This is a genomic window from Streptococcus sp. CF4-3, from assembly GCF_024295385.1.
Taxonomy (GTDB): Bacteria; Bacillota; Bacilli; order Lactobacillales; family Streptococcaceae; genus Streptococcus; species Streptococcus infantis_I.
In genome coordinates, this window is record NZ_JANCPN010000008.1 from 26,588 (window position 1) to 45,435 (window position 18,848).

An 18,848-nucleotide genomic window follows, 5' to 3' on the forward strand; every position below is an offset into this window, starting at 1 on the left:
AAATCATGACTAAAGACCGAAAAGAAGCGCTTATTCAACTCTTAAAAGAAGCTCAAAAGCCAATGAATGGCCAAAGTTTAGCAGAACATTTTCACGTAACTCGGCAGATTATTGTTCAGGATATAGCTGTGCTTCGCGCAGATGGAGCTCCTATTCTATCTACTAATCGTGGCTATATCTATAAGGAAAACAAAGCCAATCCTTTTGTTCACAAACTCTTTAAGGTCAAACATAAAGAGGAAGATATGGATCAGGAACTACTTGCTATCGTTGATAACGGAGGTCGGGTGCAAAATATTCTCATTGATCATCCTGTCTACGGTGAAATCGAAACCCTTCTCAAGTTGAGTTGTAGACGCGATGTCGAGCACTTTTTAAACCAGGTCAAGACGTGTGATTTCCGTCCTTTATCTGAATTGACAGATGGGATCCACTATCACTTAATTGAAGCCGAAAATAAACAAGACCTCCTCTATATTGAGAAGGCCTTGGACAAGTTAGGATATTTGGTAAAAGACTAAAATATTTCCTTTTCCCATCCGTCTTCGGTACGATGACGGTAGAAAAATTCTGACTTATCTGGAGCTTCCATCATCTCCATCAAAGGTAACATATCATAGGCCAGATCCAAATTTGGAATCTGGTCTTTTTGTACCCAGGACACTTCTCCTTCTTCAGAAGATTGGAGAGTGCCCGTAAATTCAGTCGCCTTGTAACAAAAGACAATGTAGCGCTCACCTGTATCTAGCGGCCAATTTTTTATGCCGACAAGTTGAGGATTTTGAATTGTCAGACCTGTTTCCTCGTATATCTCACGAATAACAGATTCAGCAAAAGCCTCTCCGTCTTCGACATGTCCTCCTGGAAAGGCATAGCCAGACCAGTGGTTGGTTTCAGGTGATCGATACTGCATAACCACGCGCTTCTTTTCTAGATCTTCAATCATACAAATATTGGTAAGAATGGTTAATTGTGCTCGAGACATAGGACCCACTTTCTAATGTTTAATTTTCTATCTTATACTTAACTTTAGATTTCATAATCAAGGGATTAATCCAGTCGTGATATTCTCGAATATCATCAAGAAAAGATCCTCTATTAATCCTTATCTCCTTGTCTTTAGTATTAACTTGATAGTCTATACTGACAGGAATCGATGAGTCTGGAATGAAAGATAAGAAAAAGAATATCATCAACCAGATTAAAAGTGCAAAAAAACCACTGAGAGCCTGAAAAATAAGATGATGCCATTGAAAAATTCTAGTTTTATAGAAGATTGTCCATGGATGAATAAACAAGGTTAAGCCAAGGGCAAAAAACCAGATATTCCACACGATAGGTGTAAAAGCTAAACCGAACAAACCTAAGATAAAATGAATCAGTACAAATACCAGGAACAGTAAGTAAAGAATCCTAAATATAGTTAGATGTTTTCTCATCATTAACTCCTTTTCTTTTCAATAAATTTCATAAACAATATCGTTAAAGCAGCTGCGGAAAAAAAGACCAGATAGGTTGCTATAGGAAACCAAATATAGCGATGATCTAGGGATAAGAGAGAAGGCAAAATACCTTTACTATTTTTCCCACCAATCCCAATAAATAGATGAACTATTAAACCGATACTATTAAGATAAATAAATAAATCTACAAATCTTTTTATTGTCATCCTTGCCCCAGATAAGTCTAGGAACCAATAGTCAAATAACTGATATACCAGACAAAAAAGATTTATATATAGTGGAAAACTATAGTTGATATCTCTGTATGGCGAAGGAATAGGAAGACTTTCAAAAATTAGATTCAAACTTAGTCCTATTGCTAGGATAAGACCGAGGATCAAGAAGAATCCTAAAAATTTATGAGAATCTAGCCAAAGATGAAAACTTTCTCTCCTCGAGAGATTCTTTTTTGTATTTGAATTTCTTTTATTCTTTTTCATTTGAGTGAATTTTCCTTATTTTCTTTTTTCCCTTTTTTCTTTTCAATATACTTGGAAATTAAAATAATCAACATAGCTACAAAAAAGAAGATTACATAGGTAAGAATAGGAAACCAGATGTAGCGGGGATCTAACGTTAGCAGAGGAGGAATACTCTTTCTATTTCGACCCATTATTCCAAAAATAAGTGAAACAACAAACCTACTCCATTTAGGTACAAGAATGGATTTGCAAAATCTTGGACTCTAGTCATTCCATCGAAATTATCTCTAAAAATACCCTGATAAAGTATATTCACTAAGAATACTAGATTCATAATAAGTGGAAAGACATAATTGAGGTTTTGATATGGTTTTGGAACAAAAGTTGTCCCAAGCAACAAATAAAGTAACCCGATAGCTGAGAACCAAAATACACTACTATCTAATAGAAAAGCTATTTTTGAATGCTGTAACAACCACAATTTTACTTTATCCAGCCAGCTTATTTTTTGATTCGGCTTATAGTGTTTTTTTGAATTTTTCTGTGCCCTGACATTCTTTTTTATACGTTTCTTAATCTTTCATTTTTTATGACTATTTCAAGTCATTTAAATTCTAAAGTCTTTTTGAGAGATACTATCTGATAAGTTTAATTTTATCACCTAAAACCGACCAGTTCTATTTTTTTCGTAACTTATCAGTTTACGATTCTGAATTTTTAAAGAGACACTATTTGCTGAACGATAACCTTTAGCAACATAGTAGTAAGAAACAGTATAAACGGCGTCTAGCAAGCCAGCATTATCTATCCCATTCGAGATAAACTCTTGCAAACCATCATCTGTTTTAATTTCTATACTTAACGATAAGGAATCTTTGAACTTTCTATCTCTATATCAGGATTGGCAAGTTTGAGATAAGGAGCAATATAGTCTGCATCCGTAACCTTTGGACCCAGAATTACTTTTGAGTATTTCAAAGGTAATAAATTGATGTATACAAATAAAGCATATCGCCCATCCTCCTTTGATTCTAAATGAATATATTTCCTAAAATCATCATAACCGGATTCCTCATTTTTACTTAGGCCAATACTACCTGATAAAACTTTGAGTTCTTCAAGTTCAATTTTATCTTCAGTTTTGAGTTCTGGATTTAGTCGTCCTTCAATTTCTGAATCATCAAAGTTGATTAGAATACGATACTCACTCTCATATTCATAATCAGATACCTTAAAAAGATAGGATATTTTCGCTAAATTTTTAAAGATATTTGACTGTACCTTCATACTTTCTTCAGTATTTCTAGCCTTTAATTCTTGAACGAGCTCTTTTAAGTCATTAAGTTTATGTAAAATATCAGAATCATCTTCCCTTGCACTGTTTAAATAGAATATTCTCACAAACTCTAAAGACTCATGCTCAATAATTTGTTGTAAATACTTTTTATCATACTGTAGAAATGCTCCTTTAGATTCTTCTGCGTATTCTTTCCACATGGGAAGACTATCTGATATAGTTGTCATCGAAGATAGGAAGACATTGGAACTCTGATAGCAGTCCGAGGAATTTTCTATTTCCAAATAGTCATAGATTGCTCTTCCTTCCATAGGGTCATTTAATTGTTTGGAATTTGTTAATCTCAAATACGCAGGTTCACTTGATTCACCAGATTTTATCGTTTTAATTAAGTGGTTCGTTAAAGTTTCAATTTTAGTATAATGACCATATTCTTCAGTATTCTCAAGATCTCGGGCTTTTATTGTTAAGTGAAAGCGAATTTCATCAATAAGAGTATTTCCGATTTCTCCCAATTCATCTACTTGAATATCTTGTATATTTCTTTTCTCTTCATTTTCATTCTTTATTTCACCTGCTTTCTCTAATAAGCTAAAAATTTCATTTTTCAGAATATCTGAGTCAGTATATTTTAGTATAGTTTGAAGTGTTTCTATAGATTCCTTGATAATGTCAGAGTCTTTTGTCTCTAACCACGACAAATAAAATCTTACACTTAAATCATCAGGATTGATTTTATAGAAGCTATTAATTAAATATAAATGTTCCGACTTAAAAATCTTTACAAGAATATCAAGGTCAAAATAGCTAATAATTATACCAGCAAACAAAAATTCTAAAAGAATTATATCCATAATAGAACCCAAATCTTGTTTTATTTTTTCTTTTAGTCTTTCAAAACCTTCACCTTTTTCAAAAATGATAATCATTATACTGAGCATTCTAGAACAAGTAACTCTATCAATACCATTTAATTCTTGATTTTTGATACGATTAATAATTGTAAAAAATATACTATTCTCATTGAAGAAATCTTGGCAATCTTCCGCTCCCAAACTTTTTTCCAAATATTTGTTCAAAGTACTCAAGTAATAATATAAAATATTTCTATCAAGAATAAACCTTTTATTATTTTCTTTAAATAATGATTCTACCTCTAATAAAACGTTTTTAAAAATGTTTTTATCGACAAATTTACTAAATTCATATAATATATATAAAGTTGTTTCTAATTTTTCCCATTTTTCTTTTGGAGAAAATTGAAAAAAAGCTTCCATTACGTCATGAATATTCTCAACCTTACTATCTAAATCCGCTAAAGACTGTATAGAATTTTTTAACTCAATATAGAAAACACCATTTTTATAATCATCCAATATACTCATTTCATTTTTCTCCTATCTAATCCAACGCTTTCACTTCCAGCATCATATCACGTATTTGCGCTGCCAACTCAAAGTCAAGCACTTCGACGGCTTCTTGCATTTGTTTTTCCAGTTTCTTAACCAATTCTTTGCGTTCTTGTTTGTTAAGGCTATTGATGTCGACTTCTTTATCTTCTTCCTTAGCCACAGCTTTTGTAACAGAAATCAGGTCACGGATTTCCTTCTTGATGGTTTGGGGAACAATACCATGCTCTTCATTATAGGCCATTTGAATCTTACGACGACGAGCCGTTTCATTGATGGCTTTTTGCATAGATTGAGTCATAGTATCAGCATACATAATGACATGCCCTTCACTATTACGGGCTGCACGACCAATAGTTTGGATCAGACCACGTTCATTACGGAGGAAACCTTCCTTGTCAGCATCGAGAATAGCAACTAAACTTACTTCAGGTACGTCAATCCCTTCACGAAGGAGGTTAATCCCGACTAAGACATCAAAGACACCTAATCGTAAATCTCGGATAATCTCTGTCCGCTCTAAAGTCTTGATATCCGAGTGCATGTATTTGACTTTGATCCCCATTTCCTTGAAGTAATCGGTCAAGTCTTCTGCCATTTTCTTGGTCAAAGTTGTAATAAAGGTACGCTCGTTCTTTTCAACACGAGCATTAATTTCACCAAGCAAGTCATCAATCTGTCCCATGGTTGGGCGCACTTCCACTTCTGGATCCAAAAGACCTGTTGGACGGATGATTTGCTCAATCACGGTGTCCGTTTGTTCCATCTCATAATCTCCAGGTGTCGCTGATACATAGACAATCTGGTGAACATGACTTTCAAACTCTTCCCGACGAAGAGGACGGTTGTCTAGGGCAGAAGGTAAACGGAAACCATAATTAACCAACATTTCCTTACGAGAACGGTCTCCATTATACATCCCCTTGATTTGTCCCATGGTCATGTGGCTCTCATCTATCATAATCAAAAAATCATCAGGGAAGAAATCAAGAAGCGTATACGGAGGCTCTCCTTCGCTTCGTCCATCCATGTGACGGGAGTAGTTTTCGACACCATTTGTATAACCCATTTCACGGAGCATCTCAATATCATACTCAGTACGCTGTTTCAAACGCTGGGCTTCAAGGAGCTTACCTTCCTTCTCAAAGAGAGCTAACTGCTCCTCCAACTCAGCCTGGATCTTAGCAATCGCTACTTCCATGTGGTCATCATTGGTCACAAAGTGAGTGGCCGGGAAAATTGCTAAATGGTCCACTTCACCAAGAACTTGCCCTGTCAAAGCTTCGACTTCACGAATACGGTCAATCTCATCCCCGAAAAACTCTACACGAAAGGCATGCTCGTCACGAGAGGCTGGGAAAATCTCCACCACATCCCCACGGACTCGGAATCTCCCCCGTTGAAAGTCGATGTCATTGCGCTCAAACTGGATATCTACTAAGTCGTTCAGCAGTTTATCTCGAGAAATCTCAAGACCCGGACGCAAACTTACCACACTATCAGCATATTCCTTTGGAGAACCCAAACCATAGATACAAGAAACTGATGCCACAATGATAACATCATTACGCTCCAACAAAGCTGATGTTGCTGAGTGGCGTAATTTATCAATCTCGTCATTGACCGAGCTATCTTTTTCGATGTAGGTATCACTCGATGGGACATAGGCTTCTGGTTGGTAATAATCATAATAAGAAACGAAATACTCAACCGCATTCTCTGGGAAAAATTCTTTGAACTCCCCATAGAGCTGGCCTGCTAGGGTCTTATTGTGGGCGATGACTAGAGTTGGTTTATTAACTTTGGAAATCACCTGACTCATGGTATAGGTTTTCCCTGTACCAGTCGCCCCCATCAAGATTTGAGCTTTTTCACCACCCTCGATGTTATCTACCAACTGCTCAATAGCCTGCGGTTGATCCCCAGACGGTTGGTATTTAGATACTAGTTTAAATTTATTGTTTGTAATTCTATTGATCATCTCTTTGTCCTCACATATATAGACCTTATTTTACCATAAATCGCCAGAATTCTGTGAGTTGGGGAATAAAAGGGAAATACAAGATGTAACAAAATAATCCCGTAAATCAGTACATGTTTAAATGACAATATAATTAAATGGACTCATATTAGAAGTGAAGACTAAACAAGACTCTCGATATTACTTCGAAAGTCTTGTCTTTTATTTGAAACAATGCAATACGTAATAAACATCAACGTCATTGATTTACAAAATTAGCATGGTTTGCTCATTAGTATCATTTTTATTTACTACTGAACTGATTGATTTCTTATCAAAAGGTAAAGAGCGGCTCCAAGTGAAAACACCAATTCCATAGGGTAAACACAGAGTTGCAAGTAGGATGCTCTCCCTAGTATTATATCCGTAATAATATTATAAAATAGATAACTAGTCATTGATTCTGCTACTCTTTCTATGAACGGTTGTAACAAAATAGGAAATAGCAACAAAATAGCTAAACTCCCCATGGGACTTTTGAAAAAATAACTTAAAAAATAAGAAACTAAAAAGTATTGGATGGAGCCAATCAAATAGAAACTGAAAACTGCTAAACTGACACCATTTCCGCTACTTAAAAAATGGAACCATATATGCAGTACAATGAAATATAAAGTTGATTGTAGTACTACATCACATAACTCTACGAACAGGATACTCATTGAACTTAAGGTCCTTTTTCCACTAACCAAATAAACTAGTTTTGTTTCGTGTGATTGTAAGTCTACAAATGCATTAACACACCCAATAGCAACAGAGAGCATTGATGTAAAAACAAGAGCTTGCTTTAAAGATAATTCTACAATTCTACCATTGATTGCAACTGGTAACACACTTAGTAGGCACACAAAACCGATCAGAAGCGACTGTATAGCTATCTGGTACTTTACGGGTTTTAAGCTATATTTTTTAACGATAAGACTGATAAATATTCTTGCCATTCTTCCTCCCCATTCGTACCTTTTCTACAATAATTATTAATACTAAGAATACAACACCTTCAACTACTAAAAGAGTAAATCCATACAATTGGCTCGTTTGAATCCCTTCAATTCGGCCAAAAGCAAATGACTTTGCTCCAATCAAAGGCAATAGATTTTCAATTTTAGAGGAAATTCCTCTTAAAATACCTGATAAAGTGATTACCAATAATAAAACATCTGCAATTAATGAAGAAATGGATTTTTTCGTTACTATTACGAAAAGTAAAGCTAATAAAGTAAGAATGATTGCAAATATCATAACTCTTACAGTGACATCTAAGAACAATGTAAATTCTAAATAATTCTTTAAAGTTGAATCTAGAAAAATGAGTAAGATAACAGCATTTACTATTGAAAATATTACAGTAGCAAGTAACGATAAGACAATCGAACTTGCAATAAAACCAGTAAGGCGAACTTTCCAGCTAGGAATCAATAATTGGCTAAAATAATCATCTCCAAATTGGTAATGGGTTGAATAAACAAGTGAAACCAAGATAGGCAAGAAAATAACACTTGCTTGGTAGGGTGAAGATAAGAGAGCATCCCTGACTGTATAGACTGGATTCGATGATAACATAGACGGATCAAGGTTAACTGCTTGGCCATTTCCTTCTACTAAGGCATTTATCACCTGGATATTTTGAATTGTAAAAAATATGCTGACTCCCAAAATAAGAAAAAAAGTAATTTTAAAAGTAGGTAAACTACTATATTTATAAAGGTCACTAAAAAAGGAACGCTTTAACATATTATTCACCTTCTTTCCCTTCGAGCGCCTTAAAATATGCTTCCTCAAAAGATCCAAACTGTTTCAAAATGTCTTTGGTAGGACCATCAATAACAATCTTCCCATTAGAAATCCCAACCAGATGATCTACAGTTAATTCTAACTCACTCATATAATGACTTGTCATTAATACAGTTTTACCTTCACTGACAAAAGATTGTAAAAAATTACGTACCCAGCGTATTCCTTCTGGATCTAGTCCATTGATTGGCTCATCTAAAATTAAAATGTCAGGATTTGCTAATAAGGCTGTTGCTAAACCAAGACGTTGCTTCATCCCTAATGAATAGTCCTTTACTTTTTTATTTCTAGCTTCACTTAACCCCACCAAGTCTAAACATTCGTTGCACCTATTTCTGTTAACACCACAAGCCAAGCCAATCCACCGAAGATGCTGGAATCCTGTTCTTGTTGGGTAAGGTTGGCAACTGTCAAGGAATGATCCAACAACACAAAAAGGATTATCTCCCAATTGAGAGTATTTTTTGCCATTTATCAATGCCATCCCTATTTGACTATATTCTAGACCGAGTAAAATTCTGATTAGAGTTGATTTCCCAGAACCATTTGGTCCAATCAATCCTGTGACCTCACCTTTCTTAGCTTTGAAAGTTACATTTTGTAGGACAATTTTATTATTATATTTCTTATGTAGATTTTGAATTGTTATCATTCCTTCTTTTCCCTTCTGACTTTTTGTGAAATTTCACATTCACTTGGAGCAAGTATATCAGGAGAATATCAGGAAAAAATCAGAATAAATATTTTTATAATTATTTTTTCATTTCTAACAAATTACTTTCTATGTTTGCTATAATATACACAAGTAATTGGAGGGATTATGAAGTATAAAATTTTAGCAATTGACGATGATGAAAAAATCTTACGATTAATAGGGAATGCATTAGAAGCAAACAACTTTAACGTAGAAACTCGGTCAAATATTGAAGAGATCGATATCTGTGACTTTACTGGATTCGATCTGATTTTACTTGACGTCATGATGCCTATTTCTGGTTTAGAGATTTGTCGCTCTATTCGTTCACAAATTACTACTCCAATCCTGTTTCTAACCGCTAAAGATTTTGAAGAAGATTTACTAAAGGGGATACAAGCTGGAGCAGATGACTACATCACAAAACCATTTAGCATTAAGGAATTGATTGCAAGAATCCAAATGCATCTTCGTAGAGAGGAAAGATTGTGCCAAACCTCTAAAGAAGAATTGATTTCAGATATAACTTTTTATCGAGATAGTCAAGAAGTTTATTATCAATCAAAGAGCATTTCTCTAACTAAGCGAGAATTTGATTTACTTTATCTTTTAGCTAAAAATGAGAACCGAATATTTAGCGCAGAGGAACTTTACGATTACCTCTATCCTGTAAGCTCTGATGTACAGCTACGTTCAATCACCGAATACATCTATCAAATCAGACAAAAATTTAAGGCTCATCAAATTGATCCTATCAAAACGGTTTGGGGAGGAGGATACAAATGGCAAAAGAAATGACAATCAAACAACTCATTCAGCATACCTACCTTAAAATCATTAGGCAATTTCTTCTATGTCTTATACTTTTCTACATAGTTCCAGCTCTTCTATCTTCTGTATCTGGAATCAATGAGAAAAATGCCAATCTCTTTGCTTTATTTTTTAGCGTTAGTTCTTGGATTTATCTTTGCATCATTTTAATTCTTATCATTGTGACAAATATTAGACAATTATTAACCAAGATTCAAAAAGAAATGAACATGGTTTATCATAGTGGTTTATATTTCACAAAAAATGAAAATCACCATTTGCAGATTAAAGAATTTATTGAAACAAATGATCTAATAGAAAAAATGCAATCCGATATAAAAAATAGGATTGAAAATGAAAAAGAACAAAAAAAAGAACTCATGTTTCAAGTATCTAGCGCTGCCCATGATCTTCGAACTCCTCTAACTGTCATAAGAGGAAATGCTGAATTCCTACAATCTACCAAACAAACACCCCAAGTAATGGAATGTCTAAAAGATCTGGAGCAAGCAAGTATTCAGTTAAACGATTATTTTAATCACTTCATCCAATACTCCAAAACTTTTTATGATCAAGATATTCAACTTGAAAAGATATCAATTCAACAATTAACTCGTCAATTAAAGGAACATATCAGACCTTTAGTTTCTAAAAATACACACTTTATTTTTACAAACACAATAAATCCATCGACACAAATTGCAATTCATTCCAATCTATTTTTCCGAGCAATCACAAATATTATTAACAATGCTATACAACATCAAAAAGAAGATGATGCACAAATCCACCTAACAATTTCACAAGTAAATAGTCAATTAGTTCTAACTATATGGAATAACCAATCTAGTTTTTCAAAAAATATATTACAAAATGCTGGAAATCTTTTCTATAAAGATGACCAAGCAAGAACCCCCTCTCAAGAAAGCCACTATGGACTTGGTTTATCTTTCGTCAAACGCGTCATGAAACTTCATAATGGAACTATGCACTTAGAAAATAGTAATAATGGTGCACAAGTCAAGCTAATCATTCCCATTATATAGAACAAGCCGAACTCATCAATATGTGTTCGGCTTCTTTTAATTTTCACATCAAAAAAACAGTATCACAAGAAACTTTATGTTACATCTTCTAACATCAAAATATAAAATATTTGCCGGATACAATTTTTTCTGCTATAATTTGAAAATACCCTGAAAGGAGACATCACATGAAGAAAAAAATTCTAGCTTGTTTGCTTATTTTATTTCCTATTGTTTCATTAGGACTAGTAAAAGCTGATACTGAGAAAACCAAGTATGTCATTGCCAGTGACTCGTCATTTGCACCATTTGTTTTCCAAGACTCAAGCAACCAATACACTGGTATCGATATGGATCTAATCAAGGCAATCGCTGAAGACCAAGGCTTTGAAATTGAAATTACCAACCCTGGTTTTGATGCTGCTATCAACGCGGTTCAATCTGGACAAGCAGACGGTATCATTGCAGGTATGTCAGTTACGGATGCTCGTAAAGAAACATTTGATTTCTCTGACTCTTACTATACAGCAAACACCATTCTCGGTGTGAAAGAATCAAGTACCATTTCTTCTTATGAGGATTTGAACGGTAAGACAGTCGGTGTCAAGAACGGTACTGCTTCACAAACCTTCCTAACAGAGAATCAAAGCAAGTACGGTTACAAGATTAAAACTTTTTCCGATGCTGCTTCTATGTATGATAGTTTAAATACCGGTTCAATTGATGCCGTTATGGATGACGAACCTGTTATTAAATATTCTATCAGTCAAGGACAAAAGTTAAAAACACCAATCGCAGGTACTCCAATTGGTGAAACTGCCTTTGCTGTTAAAAAAGGAAGCAATCCAGAATTAATCGAAAAGTTCAACAAGGGACTCGCAAACCTTAAGGCAAATGGAGAATTCCAAAAGATTCTTGATAAGTATTTAGCTAGCGATTCTACTACCACAACTTCAACTGCTGATGAAACAACTATTTGGGGCTTGTTGAAAAATAACTATAAACAACTCCTCAGTGGTCTCGGAATTACACTTTCATTAGCACTTATTTCATTTGTAATTGCGATTTTCATCGGTATAATCTTTGGTATGTTTAGTGTCAGCCCTTATAAATCACTCCGTTTGATTTCAGAGATTTTCGTTGACGTTATCCGTGGTATTCCATTGATGATTCTCGCAGCCTTCATTTTCTGGGGAGTTCCTAACTTTATCGAATCCCTCACAGGTCAACAAAGTCCAATCAACGACTTTGTCGCTGGTACTATCGCACTTTCCCTAAACTCAGCTGCCTACATTGCTGAAATTGTTCGTGGTGGTATCAAGGCTGTTCCTGTTGGACAAATGGAAGCCAGTCGAAGTCTTGGTATTTCATATGGAAAAACCATGCGTAAGATTGTCTTGCCTCAAGCAACCAAACTCATGCTTCCAAACTTTGTTAACCAATTTGTTATCGCTCTTAAAGATACAACTATCGTATCTGCAATCGGTTTAGTTGAACTTTTCCAAACTGGTAAGATCATCATTGCTCGTAACTACCAAAGTTTCAAAATGTATGCAATTCTCGCAGTCTTTTACCTTGTGATTATCACTCTTCTAACTAGACTAGCAAAACGCTTAGAAAAGAGGATTCAATAATGGCAAAATTAAAAATTGATGTCGATAATTTACATAAACAATATGGAAAAAACAAGGTTCTAAAAGGAATCTCTGTAAAATTCTACGAAGGTGATGTTGTTTGTATCATCGGTCCTTCTGGGTCAGGTAAGTCAACTTTCTTGCGTAGCTTGAATCTCCTCGAAGAAGGGACAAAAGGTCATATCACAGTTAATGGTTATGATTTGACTGACAAAGCAACCAACGTAGACCATGTTCGTGAAAATGTAGGAATGGTATTCCAGCACTTCAATCTCTTTCCACATATGACTGTCTTGGAAAATATCACTTTTGCTCCTATCGAGCATAAGTTATTAACCAAACCAGAAGCTGAAAAATTGGGGATGGAACTTCTTGAAAAAGTTGGACTTGCTGACAAGGCCAATGCTAATCCTGATAGTTTGTCTGGTGGACAAAAACAACGTGTAGCTATTGCTCGAGGTTTAGCAATGAACCCTGATATCATGCTCTTTGATGAGCCAACTTCTGCCCTTGACCCTGAAATGGTTGGCGACGTTCTTAACGTTATGAAGGAATTGGCAGAGCAAGGCATGACCATGATCATCGTAACTCACGAGATGGGATTTGCTCGTAAGGTTGCCAATCGTGTTATCTTTACTGCAGACGGTGACTTTCTAGAAGATGGAACTCCTGATCAAATCTTTGATAACCCACAACACCCTCGTCTAAAAGAATTTTTGGACAAGGTCCTTAACGCTTAAAAAAACTGCAAGGGATACCTTGCAGTTTTTTTCTTATTTGTATTGGAATTTTGGATTTTTTAGAAAATTATGATAAAATAAAGGGTATGAAAATGGGGATTCCTCATGCCTAGGATATCTAGGAAAGTAAATAGAAATTAGGTAGCTGGATGTCATCTAAAGTTATTGTTACAATTTTTGGTGCTAGTGGAGATTTGGCTAAACGCAAGCTCTACCCTTCACTCTTTAGACTTTATAAATCAGGTAATTTGTCTGATCATTTTGCTGTTATTGGAACTGCTCGTAGACCTTGGAGTAAGGAATATTTCGAATCTGTTGTTGTCGAATCTATTTTAGACTTGGCAGATAGCGCAGAAGAGGCTCAAGCTTTTGCTAGTCATTTTTACTATCAAAGTCACGATGTTAATGACACTGAGCACTATATCGAATTGCGCAAGCTTCAGGCTGAGTTAAATGAAAAGTATCAAACTGAACACAACAAGCTCTTCTTCCTCTCAATGGCACCACAATTCTTCGGTACCATCGCTAAACACCTCAAGTCTGAGCAAATCGTTGATGGTAAGGGCTTTGAACGTTTGATTGTTGAGAAGCCTTTCGGTACGGATTATGAAACTGCAAGCAAACTAAACGAAGAGCTTCTAGCTACTTTTAACGAAGAGCAAATCTATCGTATCGACCACTATCTTGGTAAAGAGATGATTCAGAGTATTTTTGCCATTCGTTTTGCCAATATGATCTTTGAAAATGTTTGGAATCGGGAACATATTGATAATGTGCAAATTACCTTTGCAGAACGTCTAGGTGTTGAAGAGCGTGGTGGCTACTATGATGAGTCTGGTGCCCTTCGAGACATGGTTCAAAACCACACACTTCAGCTTCTGTCACTCCTTGCTATGGATAAGCCTGCAAGCTTTACAAAGGATGACATTCGCGCAGAGAAAATCAAGGTCTTCAAGAACCTTTACCACCCTACAGATGAGGAACTTAAAGAGCACTTCATCCGTGGGCAATACCGTTCTGGTAAAGTTGATGGCATGAAATACATTTCTTACCGCAGCGAACCAAATGTCAACCCAGAATCAATGACAGAAACCTTCGCTTCAGGTGCCTTCTTTGTAGATACCGATCGCTTCCGTGATGTACCTTTCTTCTTCCGTACAGGTAAACGCCTAACTGAAAAAGGAACACACGTAAACATCATCTTCAAACAAATGGATTCAATCTTTGGAGAACCACTAGCACCGAATGTGCTTACCATCTACATCCAACCGACGGAAGGATTCTCTCTTAGCCTTAACGGTAAGAAGGTAGGGGAAGAGTTTAGCCTCGCACCAAATTCGCTTGACTATCGAACAGATGCGACTGCAACAGGTGCTTCACCTGACCCATATGAAAAACTAATCTATGATGTTTTGAACAATAACTCAACAAACTTTAGCCACTGGGATGAAGTGAGTGCATCATGGAAATTGATTGACCGTATCGAGAAGCTTTGGGCTGAAAACGGTGCTCCACTTCATGACTACAAGGCTGGTACAATGGGACCTCAGGCTAGCTTTGATCTCCTTGAAAAATACGGAGCCAAATGGACATGGCAACCAGATATCGCCTATCGTAAAGATGGTCGTTTAGAATAATCAAAAACAATCCTGCAAGAATTCTTGCAGGATTTTCTTTTATATCAAACCTTCTAGAAGGCCCTTCATAAAGTTTTCAGAGTTAAACTCACCGATATCATCAATTTTTTCACCAAAACCAATTAGCTTAACAGGGATATTGAGTTCCTCACGGATAGCAAGAACAACCCCACCTCGGGCAGTTCCATCAATCTTGGTTAAGACAATCCCTGTAACAGGAGTAATTTTTGAGAATTCTTTAGCTTGTACAAGAGCATTTTGACCAGTTGATGCGTCAAGAGCTAGGAAGGTTTCATGAGGTGCTTCTGGCACTACGCGTTTGATGATACGACCAATCTTTTCCAATTCTGCCATTAAGTTTTCTTTGTTTTGCAGACGGCCAGCTGTATCAATCATGAGAATATCAATACCTTCTGCTACTGCTCGTTCCATCCCATCAAAGACAACGCTAGCTGGATCTGCTTTCTCAGGACCAGTAACGACAGGAACATCTACACGACGCCCCCATTCTGCTAACTGAGCAACCGCACCCGCACGGAAAGTATCCGCAGCAACAAGCATAACCTTTTTACCAGCTTGTTTGTATCGATTAGCCAATTTACCAATTGAAGTTGTTTTCCCGACCCCATTAACTCCAACAAAAAGCATAACTGTTAATCCATCTTGGAAGTTAATATTTTCATTATAAATGCCATCCTTTTCGTATAGCTCCACCAATTTTTCGATGATAACACGGCGAAGGGCATCAGGTTTCTTAGCATTCTCAAGCTTGGCTTCATAACGCAATTCTTCCGTAAGATTTGAAGCCACCTGCACACCAACGTCACTCATGATGAGCAGTTCTTCAAGTTCCTCAAAGAAATCTTCATCGACTGAGCGGAAGTTTGCAAAGAAAGCATTCAAACGGGCACCGAATCCAGTACGCGTTTTCTTAAGACTACGGTCATATTTTTCTTGTTCAGTCTCTTGGACTTGAGGAGTTTCTTCGATTGCTTGGTTTGCTTCCTCTTCTTCAAAAAACTCTGTTTCTGCTTCGTCTGATTGAGGCTGAACAATTTCTTCTTCGTCACTAGCATTTGAAGTTGCTTCTTCAGCATGAGTCAATTCCTCTTGAGGACTATCTGCTTCTTGGACTTGATTTAACCCTTCTTGAGAAACCTTCGCTTCGTCAACTGGTTCGACAATAGTTTCTTCGTCAACCTCTGCTTCAATTAATCCTTCATCATTTTCTTCGACTACGACAGTCCCATCTTGCTCTTTGACTTCGATATTTTCAGATTCCAGCGTCTCAGTTTGCTCGCTATTATCCGATAAATCAATGTTTTCTAGAGCCTCTTTGACAACATCTTCAATTTTAGGTTCTTCTATTTTTCCAAATAAACGGTCAAATAATCCCATTCTTTAGTTCTCCTTCAGTACATATTTTTCAATTGCCCAGGCAACAGCTTCTTCGTCATTAGTCATTGGTGTTACCACATTTGCCACAGCCTTAACTGCTGGCACAGCATTTTGCATAGCGACACCGAGACCGGCCCACTCAATCATCGAAAGGTCATTAGCCTCATCTCCGCAGGCCATAACCTGACTTTGGTCAATTCCCAGGTGTTCAATTAGTTTAGATAATCCTGTCGCCTTATGAACATTCTTTGGTGACCATTCTAGCAAGAGTTCACGTGATTTAAAAATTTCATATTGGTCGTATAATTCTGGTGAAATCTTCTGAATAGCTGCATCCAAAGGCTCCTGAGGAAAGGCAGTCACACATTTATTGTATGTTACCTGACTAGACAAATCTTCAAAAGTAGTTGGAACAAAAGTTAGAGCTGGGTTAAACTGAGCATATAAACTTTCTTGGTCAGACTGAATCTGGTAAACTGTTCCTTCTGAAATTGCATCTAAGGGGATTTCTAATTTTTCAGTTTCTTCATAAATACGTGTCACATCATCAATTGAAAAGACTGTCTTATCAAGAATCTCACCTGTATTTTTCTGAACCAATCCACCGTTGAATGTGATAGTATATTCGTCATCGTGACCATCTGTCCCAAGCTCTTTAAGGAAGAAATCCATAGCCTTGAGAGGACGTCCAGTTGTTAGGACTACCTTGACCCCTTGTTCACGCGCAGCCTTTAAAGTTGCCTTGGTACGATCAGTCAATTTCTTGTCTGTCGTCAGCAAGGTTCCATCTAAATCTAGGGCAATTAATTTAATATCTGCCATTATAACCCCTCCATATAAGCGATAACAGATTGGTCCTTATGATGACCGATAACTGTTTCAGCTAGTTCCAAAATCTCTGGACGGGCATTTTCAGGTGCGACTGGGTGCCCTACAACTTGCATCATGTGAAGATCATTAAGATTATCACCAAAAGCCATCACTTGGTCCATATCTAGATTTAACTTCTTAGCCAATTCGACAATCGCAACTCCCTTATCCACATAATCAAGAACAATATCAATGGATTCAAAACCTGTCGTCATTGCCTTAACACCAGGCACATGTTCATTAACCCAAGCTTCGCCAGCTTCTACTGTCTCTTCTGTAAAGTTAGTTGTGAATTTGAAAATTTCATCGGTGATATCTTCAAGTTTGGCTACTTTTTGAATATTCTCATTGTAATGATGACTAAACATGAGATAGGTTTCATCAACCGTATCTAGAACATAGCATGCTTTTTTACCTGTTAGGAGCATCTTCTTTTCATCAAAATAAGGTGATGTCTTTAGCTTTTCAAAAGTTGATAGGTAAAAATCTCTAGGCATGGTCGCTTCATAGAGGTCTTGTCCATGAAAACGAACCAGACTCCCATTTTCAGCAATGAAAATAATCTCATCTTTGACATCCGAAAAATGCTTTTCAAGCGACAAAAGACCGCGACCAGAAGCTACAGCAAAGTAAATTCCTTTTTCTTTATAAGAATGGAGGAGCTTTTTTAAGCGCTCCATATCAAATTGGCCAGCTTCATCCAAAAAAGTCCCGTCCATATCAGTTGCGACTAGTTTAATCATAAATCCTTCTATTCTCCAGTTGTAAATCTATCTTCTATTATACCATAGAAAAAGTAAAAAAAGACGTGCTGAATTGACACGTCCTTGTATTCTATAAATCTATCTGTAGGGCCAATTGTTATTATAAATATAACCCCCTTTCCACACTTTCCTGAATCAAATCTTCCGTCAGTTTCCATAATTCTTCTGATTCACTTTTTATGAACTTTTTCTTTTCTAATACCATGTCTGCACTGATATTATCAGGGTTATAATTTAATTCTGACACTTCTAAGTGATTTATCAGTGGTACCAATGCATCGATTACTCTTGCATATCTTGATTCAGCACTCTGTCCTTTTTCAAATTCCAACCACAAATTTTTCATATTCAAATATTTCTCTTCTGGAAGGAGGCTCATTGTTTTTTCTATAGATTCTAACTCTCTATCATGAGAATGAACCTTTTTTTTATCATCAAAAACCCAAGTATCTCCGGCATAAATCTCACCTAAATCATGAATCAATAACATAGAAATAACTTTTTCCATTTTTAACTTTTCAGGATAATAATCTTGAAGAACTATAGCAGCTATAGCACCTTGCCAAGAATGCTCGGCACTATTTTCAAATCTTCCATCAAGAGTTCTATTAAATCTTGTTACTGACTTTAACTTCTCTATTTCTTTAATAAAATCGACTGAATTCTTTAAATTACTCATTGTAGCTCCTATCTTATTTAAAATTTTAGATATAATACTAAAAAATATTAATTTCATCAAATATTTCCCGTATTTGCAAAAAATAAAATAGCGCCTAATCCATACGAGATTAGACGCCTGATTAAACTTGTAATTTATAAAATATTTATCAAT

18 protein-coding genes are annotated in these 18,848 nt (G+C 36.0%); 6 read left to right on the plus strand and 12 right to left on the minus strand.

Annotated elements, in window-relative coordinates; all coding sequences use genetic code 11:
• Positions 1–5: 5 nt before the first annotated feature.
• Positions 6–521 (plus strand): transcription repressor NadR, encoded by a 516-nt coding sequence (locus NML75_RS07560; RefSeq protein ID WP_254804330.1) that lies wholly within the window; start codon positions 6–8, stop codon positions 519–521.
• Here NML75_RS07560 and NML75_RS07565 read toward each other — a convergent pair.
• From NML75_RS07565 to NML75_RS07600, 8 genes are all read right to left on the minus strand, one after another.
• Positions 518–985: an 8-oxo-dGTP diphosphatase gene (locus NML75_RS07565; protein WP_254804331.1), complete on the minus strand. Its 468-nt coding sequence runs from the start codon at positions 983–985 to the stop codon at positions 518–520. The two genes, NML75_RS07560 and NML75_RS07565, sit on opposite strands and share 4 nt — an antisense overlap.
• 19 nt (positions 986–1,004) lie before the next feature.
• Positions 1,005–1,439, minus strand: coding sequence for a hypothetical protein (locus NML75_RS07570; RefSeq protein ID WP_254804332.1), 435 nt, complete (start codon positions 1,437–1,439; stop codon positions 1,005–1,007).
• A gap of 2 nt (positions 1,440–1,441) precedes the next feature.
• Positions 1,442–1,942, minus strand: coding sequence for a hypothetical protein (locus tag NML75_RS07575; RefSeq protein ID WP_254804333.1), 501 nt, complete (start codon positions 1,940–1,942; stop codon positions 1,442–1,444).
• A gap of 840 nt (positions 1,943–2,782) precedes the next feature.
• Entirely contained in the window at positions 2,783–4,606 is a 1,824-nt protein-coding gene (locus NML75_RS07580) for a DUF2971 domain-containing protein (protein ID WP_254804334.1), read from the minus strand.
• Between the two features lie 16 nt (positions 4,607–4,622).
• A complete protein-coding gene (gene uvrB / locus NML75_RS07585) occupies positions 4,623–6,611 on the minus strand; it encodes an excinuclease ABC subunit UvrB (protein ID WP_254804335.1) in 1,989 nt (662 codons plus the stop codon).
• 290 nt (positions 6,612–6,901) lie between these two features.
• Complete coding sequence (locus NML75_RS07590) at positions 6,902–7,591, minus strand: hypothetical protein (RefSeq protein ID WP_254804336.1); 690 nt, start codon at positions 7,589–7,591, stop codon at positions 6,902–6,904.
• Complete coding sequence (locus tag NML75_RS07595) at positions 7,560–8,384, minus strand: hypothetical protein (protein WP_254804337.1); 825 nt, start codon at positions 8,382–8,384, stop codon at positions 7,560–7,562. The genes NML75_RS07590 and NML75_RS07595 overlap by 32 nt, the downstream gene beginning before the upstream one ends.
• Position 8,385: 1 nt before the next feature.
• The gene (locus tag NML75_RS07600) at positions 8,386–9,096 is read right to left on the minus strand and encodes an ABC transporter ATP-binding protein (RefSeq protein ID WP_254804338.1); all 711 of its coding nucleotides are present in this window, start codon (positions 9,094–9,096) and stop codon (positions 8,386–8,388) included.
• A 168-nt stretch (positions 9,097–9,264) separates the two neighbouring features.
• Here NML75_RS07600 and NML75_RS07605 point away from each other — a divergent pair, with 168 nt between their 5' ends.
• From NML75_RS07605 to zwf, 5 genes are all read left to right on the plus strand, one after another.
• Entirely contained in the window at positions 9,265–9,936 is a 672-nt protein-coding gene (locus NML75_RS07605) for a response regulator transcription factor (RefSeq protein WP_254804339.1), read from the plus strand.
• Complete coding sequence (locus tag NML75_RS07610; protein WP_254804340.1) at positions 9,921–10,994, plus strand: sensor histidine kinase; 1,074 nt, start codon at positions 9,921–9,923, stop codon at positions 10,992–10,994. The genes NML75_RS07605 and NML75_RS07610 overlap by 16 nt, the downstream gene beginning before the upstream one ends.
• A 167-nt stretch (positions 10,995–11,161) precedes the next feature.
• A complete protein-coding gene (locus NML75_RS07615; RefSeq protein WP_254804341.1) occupies positions 11,162–12,607 on the plus strand; it encodes an amino acid ABC transporter substrate-binding protein/permease in 1,446 nt (481 codons plus the stop codon).
• Positions 12,607–13,347, plus strand: a complete 741-nt coding sequence (locus NML75_RS07620; RefSeq protein ID WP_254804342.1) for an amino acid ABC transporter ATP-binding protein — start codon at positions 12,607–12,609, stop codon at positions 13,345–13,347. Before NML75_RS07615 ends, NML75_RS07620 begins: the two co-directional genes overlap by 1 nt.
• Before the next feature lie 149 nt (positions 13,348–13,496).
• A complete protein-coding gene (gene zwf, locus NML75_RS07625) occupies positions 13,497–14,984 on the plus strand; it encodes a glucose-6-phosphate dehydrogenase (RefSeq protein WP_254804343.1) in 1,488 nt (495 codons plus the stop codon).
• A gap of 39 nt (positions 14,985–15,023) precedes the next feature.
• Here the strand turns inward: zwf and ftsY are convergent, their stop codons facing one another.
• The 4 genes from ftsY to NML75_RS07645 form a co-directional block, all read right to left on the minus strand.
• On the minus strand, positions 15,024–16,382 hold the full coding sequence (gene ftsY / locus NML75_RS07630) for a signal recognition particle-docking protein FtsY (protein WP_254804344.1): 1,359 nt from the start codon (positions 16,380–16,382) through the stop codon (positions 15,024–15,026).
• A gap of 3 nt (positions 16,383–16,385) precedes the next feature.
• Positions 16,386–17,204: a Cof-type HAD-IIB family hydrolase gene (locus tag NML75_RS07635; RefSeq protein WP_254804345.1), complete on the minus strand. Its 819-nt coding sequence runs from the start codon at positions 17,202–17,204 to the stop codon at positions 16,386–16,388.
• A complete protein-coding gene (locus NML75_RS07640) occupies positions 17,204–17,995 on the minus strand; it encodes a Cof-type HAD-IIB family hydrolase (RefSeq protein WP_070678093.1) in 792 nt (263 codons plus the stop codon). The genes NML75_RS07635 and NML75_RS07640 overlap by 1 nt, the downstream gene beginning before the upstream one ends.
• Positions 17,996–18,116: 121 nt before the next feature.
• Positions 18,117–18,695 (minus strand): HD domain-containing protein, encoded by a 579-nt coding sequence (locus NML75_RS07645; RefSeq protein WP_254804360.1) that lies wholly within the window; start codon positions 18,693–18,695, stop codon positions 18,117–18,119.
• Positions 18,696–18,848: the final 153 nt, after the last annotated feature.